The organism is Ureibacillus endophyticus (assembly GCF_003628435.1).
Lineage (GTDB): Bacteria > Bacillota > Bacilli > Bacillales_A > Planococcaceae > Ureibacillus > Ureibacillus endophyticus.
This window is the reverse complement of the sequence record NZ_RBZN01000003.1, coordinates 61,118-87,222: the sequence shown is the minus strand read 5'-3', so window position 1 is coordinate 87,222 and position 26,105 is coordinate 61,118. Positions and strand designations below refer to the sequence as shown.

Annotated in this window: 22 protein-coding genes and 1 pseudogene; 5 read left to right on the top strand and 18 right to left on the bottom strand. The window is 34.3% G+C overall.

Translation table 11 applies throughout. The annotated features are described in order from the left end of the window. Positions 1–98 precede the first annotated feature (98 nt). From D8M03_RS02620 to D8M03_RS02605, 4 genes are all read right to left on the bottom strand, one after another. Entirely contained in the window at positions 99–2,522 is a 2,424-nt protein-coding gene (locus D8M03_RS02620; protein ID WP_121213122.1) for a penicillin acylase family protein, read from the bottom strand. A gap of 58 nt (positions 2,523–2,580) precedes the next feature. Continuing rightward, on the bottom strand, positions 2,581–3,342 hold the full coding sequence (locus tag D8M03_RS02615; RefSeq protein WP_121213121.1) for an exodeoxyribonuclease III: 762 nt from the start codon (positions 3,340–3,342) through the stop codon (positions 2,581–2,583). 61 nt (positions 3,343–3,403) lie between these two features. Further along, positions 3,404–4,324: a UDP-N-acetylmuramate dehydrogenase gene (gene murB, locus D8M03_RS02610; RefSeq protein ID WP_121213120.1), complete on the bottom strand. Its 921-nt coding sequence runs from the start codon at positions 4,322–4,324 to the stop codon at positions 3,404–3,406. 75 nt (positions 4,325–4,399) lie between these two features. After that, a complete protein-coding gene (locus D8M03_RS02605; protein ID WP_121213119.1) occupies positions 4,400–4,708 on the bottom strand; it encodes a winged helix-turn-helix transcriptional regulator in 309 nt (102 codons plus the stop codon). Positions 4,709–4,872: 164 nt separating this feature from the next. Between D8M03_RS02605 and D8M03_RS18075 the strand changes: the two are divergent. Continuing rightward, positions 4,873–5,301: pseudogene (locus D8M03_RS18075) on the top strand (YceI family protein). A 299-nt stretch (positions 5,302–5,600) separates the two neighbouring features. Here the strand turns inward: D8M03_RS18075 and D8M03_RS02590 are convergent. Together D8M03_RS02590 and D8M03_RS02585 are read right to left on the bottom strand one after the other, a co-directional pair. Beyond that, positions 5,601–6,239: an FMN-dependent NADH-azoreductase gene (locus D8M03_RS02590; protein WP_121213116.1), complete on the bottom strand. Its 639-nt coding sequence runs from the start codon at positions 6,237–6,239 to the stop codon at positions 5,601–5,603. Between the two features lie 149 nt (positions 6,240–6,388). After that, positions 6,389–7,093 (bottom strand): DsbA family oxidoreductase, encoded by a 705-nt coding sequence (locus D8M03_RS02585; protein WP_121213115.1) that lies wholly within the window; start codon positions 7,091–7,093, stop codon positions 6,389–6,391. A gap of 130 nt (positions 7,094–7,223) precedes the next feature. On the opposite strand from D8M03_RS02585, the gene D8M03_RS02580 reads away from it, so the two are divergent. Further along, positions 7,224–8,603: an FAD-dependent oxidoreductase gene (locus tag D8M03_RS02580; RefSeq protein ID WP_121213114.1), complete on the top strand. Its 1,380-nt coding sequence runs from the start codon at positions 7,224–7,226 to the stop codon at positions 8,601–8,603. 39 nt (positions 8,604–8,642) lie between these two features. Here D8M03_RS02580 and D8M03_RS02575 read toward each other — a convergent pair whose 3' ends face one another. Both D8M03_RS02575 and D8M03_RS02570 read right to left on the bottom strand, forming a co-directional pair. After that, a complete protein-coding gene (locus D8M03_RS02575) occupies positions 8,643–9,566 on the bottom strand; it encodes a manganese-dependent inorganic pyrophosphatase (protein WP_121213113.1) in 924 nt (307 codons plus the stop codon). A 319-nt stretch (positions 9,567–9,885) separates the two neighbouring features. Further along, positions 9,886–10,752, bottom strand: a complete 867-nt coding sequence (locus D8M03_RS02570; RefSeq protein WP_170148368.1) for a MurR/RpiR family transcriptional regulator — start codon at positions 10,750–10,752, stop codon at positions 9,886–9,888. 860 nt (positions 10,753–11,612) lie between these two features. Between D8M03_RS02570 and thrC the strand changes: the two genes are divergently transcribed. The 3 genes from thrC (at position 11,613) to D8M03_RS02555 (ending at position 14,386) form a co-directional block, all read left to right on the top strand. Then, a complete protein-coding gene (gene thrC / locus D8M03_RS02565; RefSeq protein ID WP_121213111.1) occupies positions 11,613–12,665 on the top strand; it encodes a threonine synthase in 1,053 nt (350 codons plus the stop codon). Beyond that, a complete protein-coding gene (gene thrB / locus D8M03_RS02560; RefSeq protein ID WP_121213110.1) occupies positions 12,662–13,579 on the top strand; it encodes a homoserine kinase in 918 nt (305 codons plus the stop codon). The genes thrC and thrB overlap by 4 nt, the downstream gene beginning before the upstream one ends. A gap of 159 nt (positions 13,580–13,738) precedes the next feature. Further along, positions 13,739–14,386, top strand: a complete 648-nt coding sequence (locus D8M03_RS02555; protein ID WP_121213109.1) for an NAD(P)-dependent oxidoreductase — start codon at positions 13,739–13,741, stop codon at positions 14,384–14,386. Between the two features lie 206 nt (positions 14,387–14,592). Here D8M03_RS02555 and zupT read toward each other — a convergent pair whose 3' ends face one another. The 10 genes from zupT to putP form a co-directional block, all read right to left on the bottom strand. After that, complete coding sequence (gene zupT, locus D8M03_RS02550) at positions 14,593–15,414, bottom strand: zinc transporter ZupT (RefSeq protein WP_121213108.1); 822 nt, start codon at positions 15,412–15,414, stop codon at positions 14,593–14,595. Positions 15,415–15,550: 136 nt separating this feature from the next. Then, on the bottom strand, positions 15,551–16,162 hold the full coding sequence (locus D8M03_RS02545) for a phosphatase PAP2 family protein (RefSeq protein ID WP_121213107.1): 612 nt from the start codon (positions 16,160–16,162) through the stop codon (positions 15,551–15,553). A gap of 120 nt (positions 16,163–16,282) precedes the next feature. Then, entirely contained in the window at positions 16,283–17,326 is a 1,044-nt protein-coding gene (locus tag D8M03_RS02540; RefSeq protein ID WP_121213106.1) for a siderophore ABC transporter substrate-binding protein, read from the bottom strand. Positions 17,327–17,517: 191 nt separating this feature from the next. Next, positions 17,518–18,285 carry an iron ABC transporter ATP-binding protein gene (locus tag D8M03_RS02535; protein WP_121213105.1) on the bottom strand — a complete coding sequence of 256 codons (768 nt, stop codon included), beginning with the start codon at positions 18,283–18,285 and terminating at the stop codon, positions 17,518–17,520. Continuing rightward, the gene (locus D8M03_RS02530; protein WP_121213104.1) at positions 18,285–19,238 is read right to left on the bottom strand and encodes an iron chelate uptake ABC transporter family permease subunit; all 954 of its coding nucleotides are present in this window, start codon (positions 19,236–19,238) and stop codon (positions 18,285–18,287) included. The genes D8M03_RS02535 and D8M03_RS02530 overlap by 1 nt, the downstream gene beginning before the upstream one ends. Then, complete coding sequence (locus D8M03_RS02525) at positions 19,225–20,181, bottom strand: ABC transporter permease (RefSeq protein WP_121213103.1); 957 nt, start codon at positions 20,179–20,181, stop codon at positions 19,225–19,227. The genes D8M03_RS02530 and D8M03_RS02525 overlap by 14 nt, the downstream gene beginning before the upstream one ends. 195 nt (positions 20,182–20,376) lie before the next feature. Then, complete coding sequence (locus D8M03_RS02520; protein ID WP_121213102.1) at positions 20,377–21,243, bottom strand: DUF6612 family protein; 867 nt, start codon at positions 21,241–21,243, stop codon at positions 20,377–20,379. Positions 21,244–21,398: 155 nt separating this feature from the next. Beyond that, a complete protein-coding gene (locus D8M03_RS02515; RefSeq protein WP_121213101.1) occupies positions 21,399–22,886 on the bottom strand; it encodes a peptide MFS transporter in 1,488 nt (495 codons plus the stop codon). 264 nt (positions 22,887–23,150) lie between these two features. Beyond that, positions 23,151–24,428 (bottom strand): GTPase HflX, encoded by a 1,278-nt coding sequence (hflX, locus tag D8M03_RS02510; protein WP_121213162.1) that lies wholly within the window; start codon positions 24,426–24,428, stop codon positions 23,151–23,153. Between the two features lie 125 nt (positions 24,429–24,553). Then, entirely contained in the window at positions 24,554–26,041 is a 1,488-nt protein-coding gene (gene putP / locus D8M03_RS02505; protein ID WP_121213100.1) for a sodium/proline symporter PutP, read from the bottom strand. Between the last annotated feature and the right edge of the window lie 64 nt (positions 26,042–26,105).

The window sequence follows — 26,105 nt, the reverse complement described above, 5'->3', positions numbered from 1 at the left end:
CCTTTTTAAGTGTCAAGATATTAAATGAGGCTAAATTACTACAAATTTTAAAAGGCAGAATTCGCTTTATATAAACGAACTCTGCCTCTATACTTATTTTATTCTCCGTGTAGATTCAAAATATATGATTTATGAATATCACCATTAATAACTGTTTTATGGTAGCGTCCAAATACCCAATTCGAAAGTTGGTTGTCGTACCATTTTGATTTCACATGGCCACTTTGACCAGGTGCAACAAGGTGATATGCAACAGATGGATCATACATATCAACAATAAATCTCCATGAAGCGCCGTGATCCACATTACCCTCACCATCTTCTGCAGCAGCTTGGACAGTTACACGAGAACCTCCAACTGATTGTTTATCAGGGTTTAGATAAGGCGCAAGGAAATCAGAAGCACTTGCTAATGGATGGTCAAATGTTAGTTTATTATAACTACCCCACTTCCATTTTGAAACGGTACCACCAAACTTAGCAGTGATTTTTTCTATTGTTTTTTCAAATGAAGAGTAAACTACTTTATCTACCCCACCAGCCTCACTTAACCAAACGCCTTCATTACCTGCATAAGCATCACGTAAAAGTTGATCTGTAATTTGGAATTTACCAGGCATCATTTCATAAACATCTTCAGGCATTTTTCCTTCAAATAACGTATTTTGGATTTCCGTCATAAGTAAATTAAATACTAATGGAGCGCCTTCATCTTTACCATCAAAAAGTTCCCACTCTTCAAGTAAAGTAATGATGTCTGCATATTTGCCCTCTGTGTCCATCTTTTTAATCGTTGAAAGAATATGTGGTAAAAACTCTTCAGCATATAAATTTTTCTTATCTGATTGCATTGCTTGCATATCTGATACAGTTAATCCCTTAATTTCCTTACCAGTCTTTTCATCAATACTTCCAATTTCAATTGATTCAATCATCTCTACAATTCGTTCATAACGATACGGTGGTGCCCAATAATTTGTAATATGATATGGATAGTCGTCACCAATAATTTTATTGTTCGCTGTAGCGATATAGCCTTCTTCAGGGTTGATTACAGTTGGTAATTCATCAAATGGAATATATCCTTCCCAACCATATTCTGATGAATCTCCCGGTACAGGGAATTGGCCATCTCCCGCTTTACGGATTGGAATATTTCCGTTTGCTTTATACGCAATTGTTCCATCTGTAGAAGCAAAGACAAAGTTTTGTGCAGGCGCTTTAAAGTCTTCTAAAGCCGCTTTAAACTCTTCCCAATTACTCGATTTGTTAAATCCAATGATAGCTTCTAGTTCTTGTGTTGATTCCAGCGCAGTCCATTGCATTGAAAACAGAGCAGTAGGTTGTTCTTCTTCAAAGATAAAATCTGAAATAATTGGTCCATGACGAGTTACAACTACTTCATAATCAATTGTTTTTCCATCTTTCACCTTGATAGGCTCTTGGCGTACTTCCGCTTGTTCCCAATTGCCATCGTATTTAAATTCTGTTGGATTTTCCGGATTTGGCTTTTCAATATAAAGATCTTGCACATCAGGGTTCACATTTGTAACACCCCAAGCGATTTTTTCATTGTGTCCTAAAATAATACCTGGAACGCCAGGGAAAATAACTCCACTTACATTTTGCTCTGGAGACTGTAGGTGCATTTGATACCAAACTGAAGGCGTGCCCAACCCTAAATGTGGGTCATTTGCAAGTAATGGTTTGCCATTTTCCGTCAATTCTCCCGAGATAACCCAGTTATTACTGCCGTTAAATTCATGCGGTAGTAAGTCAGCATTTATTTTTCCTGCCACTTGTACAGGGTTTTCTAAGTTTGCTTGAATGATAGTTCCAGCGTCTTCTGGATATTCAATCACTAGTTCTTCTACTTGCTCTTTTGTAAAGTTTTGAAGTGCCCAATGATTAAAAGCTTGTACAGCAAAATTTCCACCTAAGTCATAGGCCATGTACTTACCAATTGTTAAAGAATCAATAGGTGTCCATTGCTCAGGTTCATAGCCAAGAATCTTAAATTCATACGAAAGCTTGCTCGTACCATTTACTTCATCTATAAATGCATTAACACCTTCTGCATACCAATTTAAGATTTGTTTCATTTCTTCGCTATATCCGTCATAGGACTTTTCGGCAGCGTTTCGTAAACTAAACGTACGGAAAAATTTATCTGATTCTACTGCCGATTTCCCTACTACTTCTGCTAGAGTTCCACTTGCTTGGCGACGTGCCAAATCCATTTGGAAGAGGCGGTCTTGAGCTTGTACATAACCTTGTGCGCGGTATAAATCCGCTTCATTAGATGCTTCAATATGCGGTACCCCCGCTCCATCGCGAGTCACTTTGACATCTTCATCTAAAATTGAAACAGTTAAATCCCCTTCAATCGTAGGTAAAGAGTTTTTCACGTAGAGATGAATACCGATTACGACTAATCCACCTGCTACAATGACTAATCCTATTATCCAAATAATCCAGTCGATTATCTTTTTATACTTTTTCTGTGCGACCGCTGTAGCCATTTATACTTTCCACCTCTCTATTCAAAACCCCTTTTTCCAAAACTACTGGATAATTCTATCATTTTACGTTATTTAATTCTAATACGATAGGACAATGATCGCTACCTAAAACTTGTGAATGAATATCCACAGCAGTAATAGAATCTACTAGTCGGTTTGATACAATAAAATAATCGATTCTCCAGCCAATATTTCGCTCACGAACTTTATTCATATAAGACCACCAAGTATAGGCATCCGTTTTCGTTGGATTTAAAAAACGAAAAGAATCCGTAAATCCGGATTGAAGTAATTTCGTCATTTTTTCCCGTTCTTCATATGTGAATCCAGAGTTGCCTATATTTGATTTCGCATTTTTTAAATCAATCTCTTCATGAGCTACGTTTAAGTCACCACAGTAAATGACGGGTTTATGCTCATCAAGTTTCTTTAAATAATCAAATAAATTATCTTCCCATTGTAGTCTTTTTGGTAATCGAGCTAAATCCCGTTGAGAATTTGGTGTATATACGTTAACTAAATAGAAATTTTCGTATTCTAGTGTGATAATGCGCCCTTCTGATTCATCCTCTTCTTCTCCTACACCATAGGAAACTTTTAGAGGTTCATATTTCGTAAAAATCGCAGTACCAGAATACCCTTTTTTCTCAGCATAGTTCCAGTATTGAAAATATCCATCAAGGGACAAATCTACTTGTCCTTCCTGGCATTTCGTTTCTTGAATACAGAAAAAGTCAGCATTCACTTCTAGAAAGTAATCTAAAAATCTCTTCTTTACACAAGCCCGAATCCCATTCACGTTCCATGATACAAATTTCATTTAAGATAAATCCTTCCTATGTATATAAAGCGCCTTTCAAATTGAGAGGCGCTTTGAGAAATTATTCTTTTAAGTCTTCCCCAACAATTTTAACTTCTAGTTCCAGTTCAACACCAAACTTATCTTTTACTACATTTTGGACCATTTTAATTGTTTCGATATAGTCCGTCGCAGTGGCATTACCCTTATTGATGATAAATCCTGCGTGTTTTGTAGACACTTCTGCATCGCCTACACCTTTTCCTTGAAGCCCACTATCTTGTATTAGTTTGCCTGCAAAATGTCCAGGAGGTCGTTTAAATACGCTACCTGCTGATGGGTACTCTAACGGTTGCTTCGACTCACGTTGATAAGTTAAATCCGCTATTTTCGCATCTATTTCTTCTTGGTTTCCTTTTTCAAGTTGGAATCTTGATGAAAGAACAAAATAGCCTTTTTTAGCAATTATGCTTTTACGGTACTCTAATTCGAGTTCGTCTTTAGTTAAAACTAATTTTTCGCCTTCTTTAGTTAAAACAGTGGATTCTACGATAATGTCTTTAATTTCGCCACCGTATGCTCCTGCATTCATTGCCATTGCTCCACCAACAGATCCAGGTATCCCACAAGCAAATTCAAATCCAGTTAAAGAATGACTTGCAGCTAATTTCGAAACATCTTTAATAAGTGCGCCACTTTGTGCATAAATTTGAGTACCATCTATGCGGATTTCATCTAATTTTTGAAAACAGATAACAATTCCGCGTACACCGCCATCACGAACTACCATATTAGACCCGTTACCAAGCATTAATAACGGTACATTGTGATTATAAGCATACTTCACAACATTCGTTGCTTCCTCTTCTGTTTCTGGTAAAACGAACACATCAGCATTTCCACCAAGTTTCGTCATTGTATATGTTTTAAGAGATTCATTAATTTTAATATTTTTGGGATTAACAATTTTTTCTAAGTCTTGAGCCCATTTTTGTATTGTCATAAAAGCAATTCCTTTCTAACGTCGTACTTCTTAGTATGGGTAATTTAAAGCTTTTTGACAAGTAATTAAAAGGTGCTATTTTAGCCAAGCTTGTGACCATTGTTCAATTTCACGAATAGCACCCTCTAGTGCAACACCCTTTTCAGTAAGAGAATACTCAACTCTAACAGGAACCTCTGAATACACTTTACGTTCGACAATCCCTTCCCTTTCCAATTCTTTTAATCGTTCAGAAAGAATTCGACCACTAACAGGTAATGCAGATTCTATTTCGTTAAATCGGTGGGGACCCTCTAACAATTGGTATAAAATCAACGTAGTCCATCGTTTCCCTAATAACTCCATAGCTTTAGAAAGACGTGGACATAATTTTGTTTCTTTCATTATAATTAATCCCCCTGTACTCGCTTCAAATAAGTATATAAATTCGTCTCTTTCAATAGTGTATCATTTTCAGCAAGTTACAAAAAGTAACTTTTCTTAGTTTTATTATTTACAGTTATTGTATCGTTATTCATCATAGTCTATCATTTTAGTAATAATAGAAAATAGTTGGGTGTTACCATGCAAAGTACGCAATCGATTTCTCTCACTCAGCAATTACTTTTTTTGTTAAACATATCATAATCTCAAATGTGAAAGGCTCCTTTGATTCCTATTCAGCTCTAGTTAATGCCGAAACACTAGAAGATTTGACTACCGCTAAAATCTCGGTAGCAATTGATGTAGCAAACATTTTCACAAAAGATTAACACTTAACATCATCTGATTTTTTTCATGCTGACAAATATCCAAAAATATATTTTACCTCAAACGAAATTATTTCAATAGATGAATGTACATATAATCTTAATGGAGATTTAACAATAAAAGAAGTGACAAATCCAATTACATTTACAACTATTCAATGGTCACATGAAAAGTCCTTGGGGTTAAAAAAGTACGGATTACTGGGAAAAAAAGGTATATCGAAGTAATTTCAATCTGTTATATTATGCAGTACTCGAATCTAGAGGCTTATTGATCGGTGAAGATATGGATGTAAATATTGATTTTCAACTTTATCAAATTTAATAAAAATTAAGAGATGCATTTTTTTATAGTGATATATCCCCTACTTCAAAGATTTTATGAAGTTACAAAGATATCTATTCATTATGGTAAAACGTCTTAATAATCGCCATATAAAACGGATATCGAACAATAATATATTTTCAAAACATAGAAAAAGGATGTGTAAAAACTTTCTGCACATCCTTTTATTTAGTATATGTTGTTATGCATTTACTGTTGCTAACTTTTCTACTGAAGCTTTCACACGTTGCAGACCTTCTGCTATGATTTCTTCTGCTTGATTTCGATTAGCATTATGACCTTCTATAATTACTTCATCAAGAAGCTGCATACCACCTACGCCACCAAATACATTTTTAATGAAGTTAACTGCCATTTCTAATGGCTGTGCTTCTGGTGTTGAGTAAATACCACCTCGAGCATTTAAAACAACATACTTTTTATCTGTTAGTAATTGCAACGCTTTACCTTCTGGTGTGTATTTAAACATAAAGCCAGATTGATAAATGTAATCGATGAAAGTGTGTAGTTTTGCAGGAATTGTTAAGTTCCACATTGGGAATGCAATTACTACTACATCTGCTGCAGTAATAGCGTCCATTGCTTTTTGTTTCGCTGCTAGTAAACGCGATTCAAGGTCTGTTAATTCTTCCCCGTTTTGTACTTTTCCAAAAGCGTTGAATAAATCTTGCCCGAAATAAGGTGTATCTTCTTCATACACATCATAAGTAGTAACATTTAATCCTTCAACTTTTTTTGCTTCCTCAACATAAGTTTCAAACATTTTTGTTGAAACTCCATCTGGTCTATTATTTGCTTTAATTACTAGTATATTAGTCATCTATTTTACTCTCCTTTAATCTCTAATTCATAAATCTTGAAATCAAGATACACAAATATCATAAAGGAGGATTAATAATATATCAACAAAACAAGGCTCATACTTTTGACTGAAATCATGATTTTACCTTGTATTATCAAAGAAATTCATTATAAATTACATTGTCCATCAGAACACGAATCTCCCTGGTCCCCAACCATTTTCAGTTTTGGTTTTAACCCAGCTTCACTTGCAGCCTTTTCAATTGTTTGTTCAAATAGTTTTTGAGGTTGTGCCCCTGAAATACCGTATTTATTGTTAAATACAAAGAATGGCACCCCTCGCACTCCAATTTGTTGTGCATCGTATATATCACGTTCAATATCTTCTGCAAACTGATTGCTATTTAACACTTGTTGTGCCTCTACCTTATCAAGCCCTAACTCATCTACTAAACTTAGAAGTATATCATGTTGACCAATTGCCTTACCTTCTAAAAAATAGGCTTTTAGTACTCTTTCACTAAATTCTGCACCTTTTTGTTTTGTTGCTGCCCATTTTGCTAAACGATGTGCTGCTACTGTATTTGCTTCTTTCATAATATCGAAATCATATTCTAGTCCAACTTCTTTTGCTCGTTCGGCTACACCTTTTGTCATATTTTTTGCTTGCTCTACCGAAATGTTGTATTTTCTCGCTAAAGAAGAATATACCGAATCCTTTGCATCAAGAGGAGTTGTAGGGTCTAGTAAAAAACTTTTATATTCAACCTCTATTTGATCTCCGTAACCCGTATCCTTAATCGCCATTTCTAACTGACGTTTCCCAATATAACAAAATGGGCAAACATAATCAGACCACACTTCAATTTTCATGTTTTCTTCCTCCTCCTTCTAATATTTATTTTACGGTGACATCAATATTCCTACAATAATTGTGCTCAATTGTATATTTATTTGAAAAGTTCCAATACTGGATAAAAATATTACTTTACTGGGGGCCCTTATGCAAAATTCATTGTGGCTATCAAATATTAACAATATTTCTTCATCTAAGGTTGCCAATAATATAGATAGTGATGTTTGTATTATTGGTGGTGGTTTATCTGGGGTTTACACGGCTTATTTACTTGCTAAAAAAGGCATTAATGTTGCACTTATTGAAGCAAAAGATGCAGTTGGAATTGGTACAACAGGGCATTCTACTGGAAAATTAACACCACAACACGGTCTCGTTTTTAGTAAAATGTTAAAAACTTTTTCTAAAGAGGAAGTAAGAACATATTTTGATGCGAATTGGAAGGCAATTAATCAAGCCCTTCAAGATGCACCTGTTGATTTGTATCAAAATGTTGATTCATTTATTTATTCAACAACAGATGAAGGGAAACAAACATTACAGGATGAATTTAACGCCTATAAAACATTGGACTTACCTGGTATAGAAACTACAGAAACTGAATTGCCATTTTCAGTAACTGGTTCAATAAAAATGCCAGATACTTATCAAATTCACCCTACGAATTTTGCAATCCATTTTGCAAAACATGCTTTAAAAGAAGGTGCTCAAATATTCGTTCGAAGTCGCGTAACGAAAATAGTTATGGATGAGAATTATGTGTTAACTGAAGATGATCATCGCGTATCTTATAAACATTTAGTTCTTTGTTCACATTACCCAATTGAATCCATAAAAGGATTATATACAACAAAACTTTCTGTAGAACGTTCTTATTTACTTGCAACAAAAACTTCTGAATTATTAAAAGGACAGTATCTATCTGTTGATAGTGCATCAAGAACGATTCGTACAGCTTTAATTTCTAACACACCATATTTTATTTATGGTGGCACGAGTCATACTGCTGGTACGAAGAAAAATACGCAAAACTATTATGACACGTTAAAATCTGAAATGACTTCTGTTTTCGATTTAACAGATCCAACTTATTGCTGGAGTGCACAAGATCCAGATACTCCAGACTTAATGCCATATATTGGGCAAATTACTGAAAATGAATCTAATATTTTTGTAGCGACTGGTTATCGAAAATGGGGACTTTCCAATTCACTTGTTGCAGGTGAAATTATTTCAAGTGCTATTACGAGGGAAAAACATAGAGCTGCTGATATTTATAGTCCTTCAAGAGGTAATTTTGGACTAAAATTTATAAGAGCACTAAAAATTCTAGGTCTCGTTACAACAAATCTCGCCGGTGGATATATAACAAGAATTGAAGCTCCAAAATGCACTCATCTCGGCTGTAAAACAAAATGGAATGAAGGTGACGAAACATGGGATTGTCCTTGTCACGGTTCTCGTTTTGACAAAAACGGTAATGTAATTGAAGGCCCAGCAGTATACCCTTTAAAATTAAAGAAATAAAAAGAATCCCCGACCAAAAATCGTCGGGGATTTTACTTTTTATAGTCCTTCTGTTAAAACTGGTACGATTTGTTTTTTACGAGATACAACACCTGGTAAATCCACTAAATCATTTACTAGTTCTTTTCCGAAGCTCGCTGCTGCTGCTTGTGCTGCGCTACCTACTACTACAGCAGTTGAATCATTATTTAAAATATCTGTTACAACGAAGAAGAATAAGTTTAAATTGTTATCTTCTACGTTTTTATTTAATAAACTTACTAACTCTTCTTTACGATTTAATACATCATTTACATCAACAGCGTTTACTTGAGCAACAACCGCTTTTACATCGCCAAATGTAAATTCTTTCGCATCTAATGATAATAAATCTTCTAATGATTTATCAGAAAGGTCTGCACCAGCTTTTAACATTGCTAAACCATAGTCAGCTGCGTCAACTCCAGCTTTTTCAGCTAATTCGTTACCAGCTTGTACATCTTGCTCTGTGCAAGTTGGTGATTTAAATAATAAAGTATCAGAAACGATCGCTGATAACATTAATCCAGCAATGTTTGCAGGGATTTCAATATTATTTTCTTTAAAGATTTTATTTAAAATAGTTGCAGTACAGCCAACTGGTTCTGCACGGTAGTATAGTGGATCTGAAGTTTCAAAGTTCGCAATACGGTGATGGTCAATTACTTCTGTTACTTTTACTTGTTCTACACCATCAGCAGATTGTTGACGTTCGTTGTGGTCAACTAAAATAACTTCATTTGCTTCTTCTGCCACATTACCAATTAATCTTGGTGCTTCAAAACCGAATTTATCAAGTGCATATTGTGTTTCATTATTTACTTCGCCAAGGCGAACTGCTTCAGCATCAACACCTAATTGTTGTTTTAAGTATGCATAAACAATTGCAGACGTGATTGTGTCTGTATCTGGGTTTTTATGTCCAAAAACTAATACTTTGCTCATGAATGAGGCCTCCTATAATCAGTGGTTATATATTTCGTGTATATTTTAACATACCTATTGATAATTAGAAAAATAGAACTTCATTTCCAAACTTATAATAATCCAATTATCGGACAAAACTCGACAGCAATATTCGCTAATTTTCAAGCATTCAAAATTTAAAAAATTAAGGTTTTTCTACTTTTTGAATGGTTTTTAGGGTAATTATTGCACTTTTTGCACTGTATAAAGAATGCAATTTTATGCATAAGACGTTTTTTTAATAATCCTAGAAAAAAGTGAATTCGCACTTTTTTAACGAATTCACTCATAAGGATTCTTAAATTATTTTTGTTTTTTCTAAGAATAGAAAGTTACTCTCAATTTGCGCATTCGATTTTTGGAATGTAGTATATTGTCTCTTATTTTGAGCTACCATTCCTTCCACTAATGAATGGATTAAAGAATGGGAGGCAATTATCGTTTCTGCAGAAGCTTGTTTTTGTGCCCCAACAGTAAATACGATATCTGCATATTCTCGAATAGGAGATAAACCTGAATTTGTTATAGCAACGATCTTCACATTTTTATTTCTTGCTATTTTAGTAATTGTTAAGACATCCTCGAGAACTGCATCCAATGCTAATACAAATAGTAAGGATTGCTCGTCCATCCCGCTAATTTGTTGAACAATATCTTCTACATCATGTTGAATTTGTTTTACGTGTCTTCTGTAATTACCTAAAGTATTGCTTAAAAAACTTGCTGAAGGAGAAGAATGTCTAAAGCCTAGTACATATATAAAATTCGATTCGTGCATCCACTTTACAGTTTGCTCAAACTGATTTTCTTCGACTAACTGAATTGTATTTAAAATGCTTGTAATATCTCGATTCATTACGTTACTAAAAAGAGGTTCTTGTTTTTTTGTAATAAGTGGGTGATCACCAATATCTGTATTTTTCGCCCCAATTAAATCTTCTTTAATTCGTTCCTGCAGTTCAGAGAAACCAGATAATTCCATAGCATAACAAAATCTTATTACCGTTGATTCACTTACCCCGATAAGCTTTCCAACATCAGAAGCAATATGAGTTGCGATAATATTTGGGTTATCAATAACAAACTGTGCAACCTTTCGCTGCCCTCTAGATAATCGGATGAAACGTTTTTTAATTTCATTACAAAAGCTCATGTCAACTTCCACTTCCTTCCTACCCCCGTTGTATATATATACATACATTTTAATAAAAGCTAGATTAACATCATTAAAAATGGAATACAATAAGTTTTCAGAAAAAACTTTAACTTACTAAATTTTTAACTAAAAAAGACATCATTTTGTCAAATTTTCTGACTTTATTGCAATAAAATTCGACAAAAAACCCAACACTCCCCTGGACAAGAGTGTTGGGCTTTTCTGCACCGAAAGCGAAGCGTCAGGTGCATTAATTCGTACATTGCATTATTTTAGGTGGGGATTCCAATTACTACGCAAGAGTGTCTCGTTTTTCCGCACCGAAAGCGAAGCGTCAGGTACAAAAACATTTTTCTAGAACCATTATTTTCTAAAAAAGGTGGTCTTTTTTCTAATTTTGAAAGCTAGGCATTTCTGTACCCAAAGCTAAGAGGCAAATGCAAATACATTAAGTACACCCTTTTACCTTGTTATGTATCCTAATCCCTGCTTCTAATTGTTTGGTTTATCGGCTTCGATAGCAAAGGGACAGATTCAAAAATATTCTTATTAGGACAACTAATTTCTAGAAAATTGTCTTTTATCTTATATATTGAATTCTGTTTCTTCCCCGAAAACTGAGTAGTAGATGCAGCAATGTTTACTTTACTACTTTACCTAGTTGTGTATCCTACAATATTTTAGGATTTCCTGATTTAAAGAACATATAATTATTCTATTTCTACTCATCTTAATAAAGTTACTTAAATTAATAAGAGTATTTTGTTAATTTCCTAAATACTATTGATAAATACCACTATTTTGCGTTAAAATGTCTTTTATATACAAACAACTGTTCATCCAGTGAGAACAAAAGGAGCTAACTCGTTATGTGGAAAGGTCTAATCGAAGAATATAAAGAATTTTTACCTGTTACTGAAAATACACCATCTTTAACTTTAAATGAAGGTAATACACCACTTATTCATTTAGTAAATTTATCAAAAGAACTTGGCATTGAATTATATGGAAAAATTGAGGGAGCAAACCCAACAGGATCGTTTAAAGATCGCGGTATGGTTTTTGCTGTTGCGAAAGCAATTGAAGATGGGGCTAAATGTGTAATCTGTGCTTCTACTGGTAATACATCAGCTGCTGCATCTGCTTATGCAACTCGCGCTGGTATTCAATCTATCGTTGTTATTCCTAAAGGTAAAGTAGCTCTTGGTAAACTAGCACAAGCATGTATGTATGGTGCAAAAATTATTGAAATCGACGGTAACTTTGACGATGCATTATCAATCGTTCGTCAAGTTAGTGAAACAACACCTGTAAAATTAGTAAACTCAGTTAATCCATATCGTATTGAAGGACAAAAAACTGCCGCATTTGAAATTGTAGACAGCCTTGGACATGCTCCAGACTACTTATGTATTCCAGTTGGTAACGCTGGTAATATTACTGCTTACTGGAAAGGTTTTAAAGAATATAATGAAGCAAAAAATACTGGCCTACCAAAAATGTATGGTTTTGAAGCAGAAGGTGCTGCTGCAATCGTAAAAGGTGAGCCAATTGCAAACCCAGAAACTGTTGCAACTGCAATTCGTATCGGTAACCCAGCTAGCTGGAAATTAGCAGAAGCTGCTCGTGACGAATCAGGCGGTATTATTGATTCAGTTACAGATGATGAAATCTTAGCTGCTTACAAACTAATCGCTGGTACAGAAGGAATCTTTGTTGAGCCAGGTTCTGCTGCTTCTCTTGCAGGTGTCATTAAGTCTGTAAATAGCGGTAAAATTGAAAAAGGTAGCCGTGTCGTAACTGTTTTCACAGGAAACGGTTTAAAAGACCCAGATACAGCGATGAATGTATCGAAAGTTGATTTAGTATCTCTTAAAAATGATGAAGAAGAAATTCGTAAATATATTGAGGGAATTCTATGAGTAAAAAATGGCAAATCACTGTCCCTGGAAGCACTGCTAACTTAGGACCTGGGTTTGATTCCATTGGACTTAGTTTGTCCTTATATTTAGAATTAACAGTGTCAATTTCAGACAAATGGGAAATTATCCATCTTTCTGATCACCTACCAAAAGAGTTCGTATTAGAAGAACATTTAATATACACAATTGCAAAAGACGTTGCGGATCGTTACGGTAAAAAACTACCTGCATGCAGAATTGAAATGAAAAGTGAATTACCTTTCGCACGTGGCTTAGGTAGTAGTGCTGCCGCAATAGTCGCTGCTATTGAATTAGCGAACCTTGTATGTGAGCTGAACCTTACAACACAAGATAAATTAAACATCTCATCACAAATCGAAGGACACCCTGATAATGCATCCGCATCTGTTTTAGGTGGTCTTACAATTTCAATGCTTGATGAAGATGGTGTAGTAGATACAATCCATGTAAAAGATTTAGATGCAGCTTTTGTAGTATTCGTACCAAATGTTGAATTAAAAACTTCAGAAGCTCGCAAAGTATTACCTGAACAGTTCGACCGTGGTTATGCAGTTCGTGCAAGTGCAAATGCTAATATGTTAGCCGCTTCATTAATTAACAAAGATTATGAACGAATTGGTCGTTATATGGAATCCGATTTATTCCATGAACCATTCCGTGCAAAACTAATTCCTAACTTTGATGAAATTCATAAAGCTGCTAAAGAAGCTGGAGCATATGGTACTGCCCTAAGTGGTGCTGGCCCTACTGTAATTTCGATCATACCCCCTGCTATTTCTGAGCAGTTTGTAAACAAAATGAAACAACAATTCCCTGAGCATGAAATTTTGCTTACAAGAGCAGATCATCAAGGCATTTCAGTAATTGAAGTTGTAAATGATGTTTTAGCATAATCACAAAATTTCTAAAATCATTAATAAAGATGTCCAATGAATCATATATATGAATTATTGGGCATCTTTTTTTATTTTCCACTAACCCTCTAAAGATGCTTCAATCTATTCACGCATCCTTTAACACTTCCAAAAATCGTTCGAAAGGGGTAATTCATTATGAAAATTGGCATTATTGGCGCGTCAAGTAAAGCCGGTAGAAATATTATAATGGAGGCTAAAATGCGGAATCATGAAATTACCGCATTCGTACGTGAAAAAGAAAAATTAATTGACCGAAATATTAAAGTTGTTAAGAAGGAAGGATTCCAACTAACTAAGAGGGATTTAATGCACTTTGATGTGTTAATTAATGCGTATAATGCCTTACCAGGTGAAAAATTCTCACTTGTAGAGTTAGGAAGACATTTAATTAATCAACTAGAAGGTACAAATACTCGATTATTCGTTGTTGGTGGACCTGGTAGTCTATTTATCGATCGGGAATGTAAAACGCGTTTAATCGATATTCCCGAGTTTCCTCAAGAGTCTCGCAAAATTGCTCTACAACAATTACAAAACTTAACTGACTTAAAGAAATCATCTATTAAATGGACATTCTTAAGTCCATCTCCTTTATTCGATTCTGATGGTCCTCGAACTGGCCACTACATTTTAGGTAAAAATCGCCTTCTTCTTAATTCACAACAAATTAGCTATGTAAGCTATGCAGATTATGCAGTTGCTGTTTTAGACGAAATCGAAAGACCTAAGCATGTAAATGAACAGTTTACTGTCGCATCTGAAAACGCGACATCTGCATCTTAAAAGAACCGTATGATTGTTTCTATTATTATGTGTTCATAATACAAAAGAATAAAAATTAAGGGGCTGTGTTAAAAGTCAAATTGACTTTTTAACACAGCCTTTCATATTTATAAATATCCACAATAAAATAGTGGTCCTGCGATTATATAGTGATAGCAATAATCGTAAAGCTGTCGTCTCAGAAGGATATTTCAGACGACACCTTTTTATGCCAATAACAATAAACTCACTGCCATCACAGCCATACCAGCTACTAACCCATAAATTGATAAATGCGTCTCGTCATATTTCTGAGCTGCTGGTAGTAACTCATCTAGGGATATGAAGACCATTATCCCTGCAACACCAGCAAAAATAATACCGAACATGGCCTCTGTTAAAAATGGCATTAAGATGATATAAGCAACGATTGCTCCAACTGGTTCTGCTAAACCTGAAAAGAAGGATAATTTAAAGGCTTTTTTCCGTATCCCTGTTGCGAAATATATCGGTACAGCAACAGCTATCCCCTCTGGAATATTATGAATTGCTACTGCAATTGCGATGGCGATACCTACATTTGGATCTTGTATCGCAGACATAAACGTTGCAATACCTTCTGGAAAATTATGAATCCCTATTGCTAAAGCGGTAAAGACCCCCATCTTCATCAACTTTTCTTCATCTATACCAACACTATTTTGTAACTTAACTGCGTTTACATCTTCAACGGTTTTCACTTCATGTGGATTGCTTTTCTTTGGAATAAAGCGGTCAATTAGAGCAATAAGTAGCATCCCCCCAAAAAAGCCAATAACCGTCATCCAATAGCCTTGTGTATCCCCTAAAGCCGTTGTAAGGGAGTCCTTTGCCTTTACAAAGATTTCGATTAAGGAAACATAAATCATGACACCTGCAGAAAAACCTAATGCAGCTGAAAGAAACTTTTTATTTGTTCTTGTGGTAAAAAATGCAATTAAAGCTCCAACCCCGGTGGCTAACCCTGCAAACAACGTCAAACCTAAAGCAAAAATAACGTTTCCTTCCATACGGTACCCAGTCTCCTTTTTTATAATACTAGTATTATATACAGGAAAGTTTCCTTTGTGCAACTTTTTTTAACTTATCAACATATTATGCTCACAGACAACATTTCATTAAAAAAATAACACCTAAAATTAGGTGTTATTTTTTCATTTTATTAAACTTTGTCTTTCTTTGTTCATACCAAAACACACAAATTATGAACCAGAAATAGGCAATTGTCCAACCAGCAAAGACATCTGTAGGATAATGATGATTGTCTGCAATCCTAGACAAGCCTATCAACATAGTAAGTAGTATCGCCACTACCCAAACAAATACCATATTCTTTTTGCTTACAACAACTTCTGATAGTAAATAAGCAATTGTAAACAATAATAATAAGGAAAGCATTGCATGACCCGATGGAAAACTAAATGACGTAAGCTGATCCACCATTTCCGGTCTTGGACGATCGACTACATTTTTTATAATTTGATTTAATACTCTCCCACCTGCAATCGACAACAATACAAAAAGCATTCCTCGGAAATTTCTTTGCCTTAACCATAAAACGATTAACAGTATTAAAGAAGTGGTAACAATCACTTTTGTATTTCCTATGTAATGAAAAGCTGAAATAAACTTGTTACCATAGAAAAAATCAGTTACTGATTGATCCATTTTTACAAACATTGGCTTCTCAAAACTAGTAAAGATAATAATGAAAATACAAAGTGAAATGAAAGCCAGTATGTACGAAACTTTTTTCATAAAAACCTCACCATCTAAATTTACTAACCTAGTAAAATTTATTATTCAAAATAATAAAATAACATAAAAAACGCCCTAGGAATAGGACGTTTTTTTACAATAACAGCTGTTTCTATATTCTTATTTTAATTCGTTTAAGATTTCATCGATTTTACTTGCTTCAGTTGTGATACCGCCTGAAGAGAAGTACCATGTAGTACCATCAAGGTATACAATTTTTCCATCTTTGTATGCACGAGTTTGTTTAATAATATTGTTTTCAACATCAGCTTTAGCTACTTCTTCGTTAGCACCACGGTCAACTACTAATAATACTTCTGGATCAACTTTTAATACTGATTCAAATGAGAAGTCAGAACCATGAGATGAAGTTTCGATACCTGTTACAGCAGGATTGAAGCCAAAGTCATTATATACGTATGCGAAACGAGACTTTTCACCGTTATCGAAACCAGAAAGTTTTTTCTCATTGTACATTGTTACTAATGCATTTTCATAACCAGCTGCTTTTTCTTTTAATGCATCAACTTTTTCTTGGAATGCAGCTTTTAACTCTTCAGCTTTATCTTCTTTACCAAAGATTTTAGCAGCTAAGTCAACAGATTCATAAATGCCTTGTACATAATCTTTATTGTCAGAAGCAATATAGATTACATTTGGTGTAATTTCTTTTAATTCTTCATAGTAACCAGCTTGACGACCAGAGATGAAAATTACGTCTGGTTCAGCAGCAGCAACTGCTTCTAAGTTAAGTTCTTTTAAAGATCCAGCGTCTGCGATATCACTTGTAAAGTACTTCTCTTTTAAGTTTTCTGGTAAGAAACCTTTACCACCGTTTTGTGCTACTCCTACAACACCTTCAACACCTAATGCATCAAGAGTATCTAAGAAACCATAGTCTAAAACAACAAGACGTTCAGGTTGTTGTTCTAATGTTACATCTTCAAATACTGTTTTAGTACCTGATTCTTCATCTTCACTTTCAGCAGTTAATGGTGCAACAGTCATTGGGAATGCGGAATTTTCAGTTGCTGATGTGTCAGCAGATTGTTCTGTAGCAGTATCCTCCGTCGCTGTATCAGTTGTTGATTCCTCTTCAGCACCACATGCAGCTAGAGCAAGTGTTAATAACGCTGTGGCAGTTATATACTTCCATTTTTTCATTTTTATTTCTCTCCTGTTCTCTTTTACTTATCGATAATGATAATCATTATCAGCTAATTGAAATTATAGCACTTGAAAAATTAACGTCAATACTTTTTTAAATATTTTTTCTATAACGCTTTAATAAATTTTTAAAAACGAAGTTGTGCAGAAAGTAACCTTTCTGCACAACCTCTACAACTAAATCATCACTAAGAATGCGAATTAAAGTATACGCAAATACGACATCCATTCTGTTCTTGTACAGGAATATCCATATCGTAGACTTCACGTAAAGCTTCAGAATTTATAATTTCATGTGTTTGACCATCTTTTACAACACGGCCATTTTTAAGGGCAACAATACGATCTGAATAAACAGATGCAAAATTTATATCATGGAGTACAATTACGACCGTCTTACCAAGTTCATCTACTAATTGTCTTAGGATTTTCATAATTTGGACAGAATGCTTCATATCCAAGTTATTTAAAGGCTCATCTAGCAAAATATATTCCGTATCTTGTGCAATAACCATAGAAATAAATGCACGTTGTTTTTGTCCGCCAGATAATTCGTCCAGGAATTTGTCTTGCATGTCTGTTAAATTCATATATTCAATTGCTTGATCAATGAACTTTTCATCTTCTTCCGTTAAACGACCCTTTGAATAAGGATAACGTCCAAATGAAACTAACTCACGAATTGTTAAACGAACATTTAAATGGTTTGATTGCTTCAAAATTGCTACTCGTTTTGCAAATTCATCTGACTTCATCTTTTTGACATTATTTTTATCTAGGAACACTTCACCAGTATCTGAATCTAATAATCGACTGACCATTGATAATAACGTCGATTTACCTGCCCCATTAGGTCCGATAAAGGATGTAATTGTTTTTGGTTGAATCGTCACTGTTACATCTTCAACTACAGGCTTTTTACCAAAGTGTTTCGTTACTCCTTTAATCTCGATCATTATGCAGACCTACTTTCTTTTAATAATAAGTAAATGAAGTATATACCACCGACAAAGTTAATTATTACACTAATAGTAGTATTTAAATTAAAGACGTGTAGAACAAGGAATTGCCCACCCACTAAAGCAATAATACTGATTAAACTTGCAGCAGTAATAAGTATCGAATGTTTATACGTTACCATAAATTGATATGCTAAATTAGAAACAATTAATCCTAAAAATGTGACTGGTCCAACAAGAGCTGTTGATGTTGCGATTAAAATAGAGGATAAAACTAATACTTTTAATACGATTTTATCGTAGTTGACACCTAGGTTAATTGCTGTTTCACGCCCTAAAGACATTACATCTAATTCTCGCATTAATCGAGATCCATATATAAAAGCAATACCTAAAATCACAATACAAATGTATACTAACTCTGATTTAACGTTTGTAAAACTTGCAAATAGTTTATTTTGTAAACTTATATATTCTATCGGATCAATCAATACTTGAAGGAAATTTACGAAATTACCTAGTAATACACCTAAAATCATCCCTACAAGTAATAATAAATAAATTGGGTGTTTATCTGCTCTAAATAAAAATCGATAAAGGATTAAAGCAAATGCAACCATAACAATGATTGCTACCCCAAAGTTTAAATAACGATTTACAACAAAAATTGAAGATGCTCCTAATGAAAAGAAAATAATCGTTTGAACCACTTCATACATGGAGTCAATCCCCATAATGGATGGTGTTAAAATTCGATTTTGAGTAATCGTCTGGAACATAATCGTTGAATAGGCAATTGCAATACCAGTAATCACCATTGCACATACACGAATTAAGCGTCGCGGGAAAGCATAACTAAATCCACCTTGAATGTTATAAAATGAAAAAAGTAAAATGCATACAATTGCTAAACCAAATAAAATAAGAAGTTTCGTACTATTTTTTCGCATATGCTTTCCCCCTAAATAACATTACTAAGAAGATCGCACTGCCTATTACTGCAACTGTAATATTAACCGGAACTTCATAAGGGTATACAATAATTCGGCTGAAAATGTCACAAACTAATAAGAAGACAACCCCTAAGAAAATTGTGTGAGGAATCGTTTTACGTAAATTGTCACCTAAATAAAGAGATACGATATTCGGTACAATTAACCCTAAGAAAGGAATAACCCCAACAGTTAGTATTACAGTTGTTGAAATAACTGCTACGATTACTAAGCCTAAATTTAATACTGTTTTGTAGCTAAGTCCTAGGTTTTTAGCAAAATCCTCACCCATCCCCGCTACAGTAAATTTATTTGCAAATATGTAAGCTAAAATAATAGCAGGAACCGCTAAATACAATAACTCATAGCGACCTGATACAACTAACGTGAAGCTTCCTATAAAGAATGATTGAACATTTTGTAAAATATCTGACTCATAACCTATAAATGTACCGATGGAAGATAATATATTCCCATACATAATCCCAATTAATGGTACGAAAATAACATCTTTAAATTTTATACGATCAAGTATTTGCATAAAAAGAATTGTTCCAATTAATCCAAAAGCAAAACTAAAAATAATTTTTTCCATATATGTCACATTGGTGAAAAACACCATTGCAACAATAACTCCTAATTTTGCAGCATCTAATGTACCTGCTGTCGAAGGTGATACAAACTTATTGCGACTTAAACTTTGCATAATTAAGCCGGCAATACTCATTCCTGCCCCCGCTAAAATTATGGCCATTAATCTAGGAACACGACTCATTAAGAAAATTTGCGTTTTATCTGAATCCCAATCGAGAAGGTCACTCGGCCTAATATCAATTGCACCAACAAATAGCGAGATAAGTGACAGGATGATTGAAGCGGTTATTAACATCCATAGTCTCATTTTTAATCCCCATATTCTCTATAATTATCAAGTATGTATAATGAAAATGATTCTCATCTTCGAACTCTTCCTCATTATAATAACAAAATATTAAAAAATCAATAATAGATTGTGAACAGGTCGAGTATAGATGCACTCATATTAATAAACATACAAAAAATCTCCCAATGCGTTTATTCATTGGGAGATTTTTGCTTATTGTTCAATTTCTACTGCTTTATCAATTACTTCTTGAGGAACGACAATATTTTTTACGCCATTAACGTTATTAAAAGTAATATTTGTATTCATCTCTATAGATATTTCTTGTCCTTCAACACCAATACCCATATTGACAACCATATCCATAGAAAGAATATCAAAATTATCTTTATTAAGATTAATTGTATAATTCACTTTATCAAATGTCATATTCTCAAACATTTCTTCTTCATCACTAGGAACACCTAACATTTGATTCAGCTGCATTTGTTCCAACATATATTCTTTAAACTTATCACTTGCAGCACTTAAAGTTAAAACATACTCAGAATCTGTTTGTTCAAATTTAAAATCATCAATAAAAGATTTTAAAGCTTCTAATTGCTCAGCGGCATTTGCTTGATTCGCAGTTTGCCCCATCACCATATCAAATTGATCGGACGGAAGTTTCATCCATTGTTTTGATTCTGAATCTTGCATAAATAACCCTTGTTCAGACATGTACATTTCCATATCTACATTGATATCGTCCCCTGAATCAGGATCTTCCATTGTCATTGTACCATCCATGTACATTGCTAATGGATCGACTATCATATCCATTTTCATATTACTCTTTGTGCCCATTACAAATTTTTCTTCACCAGAACCAAAAGTAATTACTTGGTTCATTTTCATATCTGCACTAACACTTTCTAACTCCTTTTGACGTTCAATAGCTTTCTCATATACTTCTTGCAAAGTAAGTTCACTTTTACTTTCTTCTTTCGTTCCCGTTTTCGGTTCTGCAGTTTCACTACACGCAGCTAATACGAAAACTAATAGAGATGTAAATATTGCATATCCCCATTTTTTCACCACATATCCCGTCCTTTCTATTATATAAGGGTACCATTAAATAACGTATAAGTAATGGTACAGGTGTCACTTTTTATATAGAACCCCTAAAATTTGTTTCTTCACTATATAAAAAAAGAGTCCGAAATGTTGATTATCATCACATTTCGGACAGCAAATTAGTTTATTCCACGCATCGCTTTTGAGATAAGTGGTGTTAGTATTAATAAGATAACTCCTAGTACAATGGACATACCACCCAATGAACCAAAATACGTAATTTCTGAAACTGCTTCATATAGTCGAACAAGCTGTGCATTAATTGCTTGCGCAGCAGCACTTGTTAAGAACCATAGAGACATGGTCTGCGCAGCAAAGGCAGCTGGTGCCAGTTTTGTTGTTGCAGATAAACCTACTGGAGATAATAACAATTCCCCTACTACAACTAGGAAGAATGAAAGCACTAACCACCATGGACTTACAAGCTCCGTACCACCAGATATTTTTGCTGGAATAATCATTACTAAGAATGAAGCTCCTGCAAAGAATAAAGATATCGCAAATTTCTTAGGAGTTGATGGCTGTTTTGAACCTAGACGTAGCCAAATCCACGCAAACACTGGAGCAAACATAATAATAAATAATGGGTTTAATGATTGGAACCAAGAAGCTTTCAGTTCGAAACTACCTACAGATAAATCTGTTCTTGTATCAGCATATGTTGCTAAAATTGTTGCTCCCTGTTCTTGAATTGCCCAGAACATTACCGCTGCAATGAATAATGGAATATACGCAAGTAAACGTGATTTTTCCTCTTTATTTGTTTTTGGACTACGATACATAACAATAAAGAAAATCGTCGGTATCGCTACACCAAGTGTCGTAATAAGCAAACTAAATACTTTCATCGTTAAATTATCTGTTACGTAGAGTATTATCCCTATTAATAAAATTGCGACAATTCCAACGACAAAATTACGAACCGCTTTCTTTTTCTCTTCTTTATTCATTGGGTTTGGTACTTCAATACCAGCTAACCCCAAATTCTTTTTCTGTGTTACATAATAAACAATTAAACCAATTAACATACCAATTGCTGCAACACCGAAACCTAGATGGAAACTATACTCTTCCCCAATTGTTCCGACGATAAACGGAGCAATAAATGCACCCATGTTGATTCCCATATAGAAAATACTGAAACCGGAATCTCGGCGGTTATCATTTTCAGCGTACATATCCCCAACAATTGTGGATACATTTGATTTTAAGAAGCCTGTCCCAACAATGATAAACAACATTGAGAATAACAATCCTGTAAATCCTAGTGGCAATGCTAAAATGATATGACCAATCATTATTAATATTCCACCGTAAAATACGGCTCTTCTTGTTCCAAAAACTCGGTCTGCAAACCATCCACCAATTACACCAGACATATATACTAAAGATCCATAAATAGCCATGATCGAGTTAGCTGTAACTTGATCTAAACCAAGACCACCTTCATGTAACTCGTAGTACATATAGAAGATTAGAATGGCACGCATTCCATAGTACGAGAAACGCTCCCAAAATTCTGTAAAGAATAATGTAAGTAAACCTTTAGGGTGTCCGAAGAAACCCTTTTGTGGAACAGATTTAACTATTTCACTTTTGCTATGCATATATAACACCCTACCTGTTTTATTTTTCATTTTTTCAGACAATTCCAACTGAAGTCAGTTGTCTGACAATTGCACTTTACAACAATAAAGTATTTTGAAAGGTTTTTCAATATATTAATAAATAGTTCGAAATTTTAATTTTTTCTTTATTTTCGTTAAAATTACTTTATTTTGCTATTACATGTAACAACTGAGCATATTCTGAAATAATTATTAAGAACCATAAAAAAAGGTAACGACATCATTCATCGTTACCATTTTTCATTATTTAATTACATATTGTTCGAATTTTTTATAGTCAATATCTTTAAGTTCTACAGTAAGCTTTGTTCCATTTTCCTCATATTCTGTAGCTTTCACTAATGCATTTCCATTTAAATACGAGACGATATCTCCTTTATCAAATGGGATGAGCATATCGCAAGTAACATAATTAGAAAAAATATGCTGACGAATCATTTCAATTAATTCATCTAATCCCTCATCTTCTTTAGCAGATAACCAAATATTGTCTCCGCTTACTAATGGATATTTTACGTTTGCTAAGTCCGACTTATTGTAGATATATATTGTAGGAATCCCTTCAATTTCAATATCTGCCAATGTCTTATTCGTAACATCCATCATAAAACGATATTGTTCATTAGATACATCTACAACATGAAGTAAAAGATCTGCATTTTTTGCTTCTTCAAGAGTGGAACGGAATGCCTTTACTAAATGGTGGGGTAATTTACTAACAAAACCTACTGTATCAGTTAGTAGGAAGCTTTTTTTATCAGCCAACTCAATATTTCGAACTGAAGTATCCAACGTTGCAAAAAGCATGTTCTTTTCAAACACTTTTTTATTTTCTTCTTGTCCAATTTTCCGTAAGATACTGTTCATAATAGTCGATTTCCCTGCATTTGTATAACCAACAAGAGACACAACAGGTAGTTCATTTTTAATTCTTCTTTTCCGTTGCGTCTCCCGTTGTTCTTTTACATACTCTAACTCTTTTCGTAGTCTTGCAATTTGATCTTCAATTTTTCGGCGATCTAATTCTAATTTTGTTTCCCCAGCACCACGGTTTCTAAATCCTCCACCAGTGCCACCGCCTTGACGAGAAAGAGAAGCATGTAAGCCAACCAAGCGCGGCAACATGTATTGTAATTGAGCTAATTCTACTTGCATCTTAGCCTCACGTGTATTAGCACGTCGGTCAAAAATATCTAATATTAGCATTGTACGATCAATGACTTTGCATTCTAAATCATGTTCTAAATTTCGAATTTGAGAAGGCGATAATTCATCATTGAAAATAACGAGATTCGCATCAATTTCATCTATATAGTTTTTAATTTCTTCTATTTTCCCTGTGCCTACATAATGGGAAGGATTTACACGTTCTAAATTTTGCGTGACCTGCCCAACAACTTCAACTTCCAAAGCCTCAGCTAAATTCGCTAATTCTTCCATGGAATAATCAAAGTTAGGATCGCTACCTAGGTTTACTCCTACTAAAATTGCTCTTTCAGTAATTACTTCGACTTCTTTCATATTGCTCAAATATAATTCCTCCCTCGTTTATAGGGTCCATTTAAAATATCGTACCATATATTATATCCTTACAAATAAAAATAAAGACCCTTAAAACAAAATGCTTTAAGAGTCTATAATCCTATTTATTTCTTTTCTGATTGTAGAAGATTTAATGTTTCATTAAATTCTGCTTCAATTTCTTTATTTGGTTTGAATGTAATTAAACTTACGATTACAGTGATTACTAAGTTAATAATGAAACCTGGAACAATTTCATAAATCATCCCTGATAATGCATCACTTTGTCCCCAAACGAAAGCAACAACTGCACCAGCTAACATACCAGCTAGCGCTCCGATATTCGTTAACTTTCTCCAATATAAAGCAAGTAGAATTGTAGGTCCAAATGCAGCACCAAATCCAGCCCATGCAAAACCAACTAAATCTAAAATTGAACTATTTGGGTTCCAACCTAAAATTGCTGCAATTACAGCTACCACTAATACCGCAATACGACCAGCAAATACATAATGTTTATCAGATGCATCTTTCTTAAATAACGCTTTATACATATCTTCAATCAATGCAGATGAAGTAACGATTAATTGAGAAGAAATAGTACTCATAATAGCCGCTAAAATGGCTGCTAACATAATCCCCGCAATAAACGGATGGAATAGAATTTGTCCCATTACAATAAAGATTGTTTCTGGATCGTCAATTGTTTGACCGGATTGTTGGAAGTAAGCAAGACCAACTAATGCAGTACCCATTGCACCAACTAAACTTAAAATCATCCAACCAATACCAATACGACGAGCTTGCTTAGTTTCTTTAACAGATTTAATCGCCATGAAACGAACAATAATGTGAGGTTGTCCAAAGTACCCTAGTCCCCAAGCAACAGATGAAATCACACCCGCAGCAGTTGCTGTTGAAGCAAATAAACTAAAATGCTCTGGGCTCACAGATTTAATTGAGTCAATTGTTTCTCCAATACCACCAGTAAAGAAAATACCAATAATCGGCACTAACACTAGGGCTAAGAACATGATTAAACCTTGTAAAAAGTCTGTATAACTAACAGCTAAGAATCCACCAAATAATGTATATCCTACCGTTACAACAGCTACTAATAATAAACCTGTATGATAATCAAAACCAAATGAACTTTGGAAGAACTTACCGCCAGATACCATTCCAGAAGATACATAGAAAGTAAAGAATACTAAAATGACAATACCAGATAGAATACGAATTAATTTTGTATTGTCTCTTAAGCGGTTATCTAAGAAACTCGGGATTGTAATTGAGTTTTTAGAAACTTGAGTATATACACGTAAACGTGGTGCAACGAGCAACCAGTTAAGCCACGCCCCTACAGTTAAACCGATTGCAATCCATGCTTCAACTAAACCTGCTGCATAAATTGCCCCAGGTAGCCCCATTAATAACCAACCGGACATATCTGCAGCCCCAGCACTTAATGCTGTAACAGCTGGTCCTAAATCACGACCACCTAACATGTAGTCGTTTAAATTTGTTGTTCTTTTATATGCAAACCATCCAATCCCTATCATAGCGAGCATATAAATAACAATCGCTAAAAGTTGAAAACTATAATCTGACATTTCGCATCCCCCTAGATGTAAGCGTTCTATAATAGATGATATAGTGTTTAAAGCAGAATTTTTC

Bases quoted from the DNA above. Each gene is read 5' to 3' on its own strand.
- murB (WP_121213120.1), bottom strand. From the start codon at position 4,324: ATGACAATACAAAAATGGGCTCAAGACTTAGAAAAAATTGTTAATCCC.
- D8M03_RS02620 (WP_121213122.1), bottom strand. From the start codon at position 2,522: ATGGCTACAGCGGTCGCACAGAAAAAGTATAAAAAGATAATCGACTGG.
- D8M03_RS02515 (WP_121213101.1), bottom strand. From the start codon at position 22,886: ATGCATAGCAAAAGTGAAATAGTTAAATCTGTTCCACAAAAGGGTTTC.
- D8M03_RS02615 (WP_121213121.1), bottom strand. From the start codon at position 3,342: ATGAAATTTGTATCATGGAACGTGAATGGGATTCGGGCTTGTGTAAAG.
- zupT (WP_121213108.1), bottom strand. From the start codon at position 15,414: ATGGAAGGAAACGTTATTTTTGCTTTAGGTTTGACGTTGTTTGCAGGG.
- D8M03_RS02555 (WP_121213109.1), top strand. From the start codon at position 13,739: ATGAAAATTGGCATTATTGGCGCGTCAAGTAAAGCCGGTAGAAATATT.
- D8M03_RS02540 (WP_121213106.1), bottom strand. From the start codon at position 17,326: ATGAAAAAATGGAAGTATATAACTGCCACAGCGTTATTAACACTTGCT.
- D8M03_RS02530 (WP_121213104.1), bottom strand. From the start codon at position 19,238: ATGCGAAAAAATAGTACGAAACTTCTTATTTTATTTGGTTTAGCAATT.
- D8M03_RS02580 (WP_121213114.1), top strand. From the start codon at position 7,224: ATGCAAAATTCATTGTGGCTATCAAATATTAACAATATTTCTTCATCT.
- D8M03_RS02525 (WP_121213103.1), bottom strand. From the start codon at position 20,181: ATGAGACTATGGATGTTAATAACCGCTTCAATCATCCTGTCACTTATC.
- D8M03_RS02605 (WP_121213119.1), bottom strand. From the start codon at position 4,708: ATGAAAGAAACAAAATTATGTCCACGTCTTTCTAAAGCTATGGAGTTA.
- D8M03_RS02590 (WP_121213116.1), bottom strand. From the start codon at position 6,239: ATGACTAATATACTAGTAATTAAAGCAAATAATAGACCAGATGGAGTT.
- putP (WP_121213100.1), bottom strand. From the start codon at position 26,041: ATGTCAGATTATAGTTTTCAACTTTTAGCGATTGTTATTTATATGCTC.
- thrC (WP_121213111.1), top strand. From the start codon at position 11,613: ATGTGGAAAGGTCTAATCGAAGAATATAAAGAATTTTTACCTGTTACT.
- D8M03_RS02585 (WP_121213115.1), bottom strand. From the start codon at position 7,093: ATGAAAATTGAAGTGTGGTCTGATTATGTTTGCCCATTTTGTTATATT.
- thrB (WP_121213110.1), top strand. From the start codon at position 12,662: ATGAGTAAAAAATGGCAAATCACTGTCCCTGGAAGCACTGCTAACTTA.
- D8M03_RS02535 (WP_121213105.1), bottom strand. From the start codon at position 18,285: ATGATCGAGATTAAAGGAGTAACGAAACACTTTGGTAAAAAGCCTGTA.
- D8M03_RS02575 (WP_121213113.1), bottom strand. From the start codon at position 9,566: ATGAGCAAAGTATTAGTTTTTGGACATAAAAACCCAGATACAGACACA.
- hflX (WP_121213162.1), bottom strand. From the start codon at position 24,428: ATGAAAGAAGTCGAAGTAATTACTGAAAGAGCAATTTTAGTAGGAGTA.
- D8M03_RS02545 (WP_121213107.1), bottom strand. From the start codon at position 16,162: ATGAAAAAAGTTTCGTACATACTGGCTTTCATTTCACTTTGTATTTTC.